1 protein-coding gene is annotated in these 601 nt (G+C 40.6%); it reads left to right on the plus strand.

The features are described 5' to 3' along the window. Positions 1 to 601 (plus strand): integrase core domain-containing protein (locus tag ACOCEA_RS17990; RefSeq protein ID WP_420757661.1); only part of this gene is annotated, 601 nt, incomplete at both ends.

Genomic DNA, 601 nt, shown 5'->3' on the forward strand with positions numbered 1-601 from the left:
TTCACTGCCAAAGGGCATTACCATGAAAACCTAAAGTCAGCAAAAGCTGAGTTTACAAGGGTCTTTAGAACATTTGGCATCCCTAAGCAAATACATACGGACAATGGTAGTCCTTTTGGTTCTGTGCGTACCATTCAACGTTTTACCCAACTCTCCTATTGGTTCATCGAACTGGGTATTACTCCTGTTTTTTCAGACCCTGCACACCCTGAACAGAACGGACGACATGAACGAATGCACCGAGATCTAAAAGCAGCTTGTGCCAAACCTTCCGCCTATGACCTAAAAGCACAACAAAGGCGTCTGAACCACTTTGTAAAGGAGTATAATAACATAAGACCCCATGAAGCTTTGAGCATGAAAACACCTGCTGATATGCATGACTTTTCTACAAGACCGTTCCTTGAAAGAATACCTGACTTTGACTATGATGCCAAATACAAGGTCCTTAAAGTAACCCAGAATGGATCTATTAGATGGAAATCCTATTACTGGGTATATGTAACTGCTTCATTAATGGGTAAATATGTTGGTATCCAGGAAATGGGAAACGGCATTTGGAGGGTATTTTATAGAAACGTATTTTTAGGTTTCTTTGATG

The sequence above is a fragment of the Maribacter luteocoastalis genome (genome assembly GCF_048890225.1).
GTDB lineage: Bacteria > Bacteroidota > Bacteroidia > Flavobacteriales > Flavobacteriaceae > Maribacter > Maribacter luteocoastalis.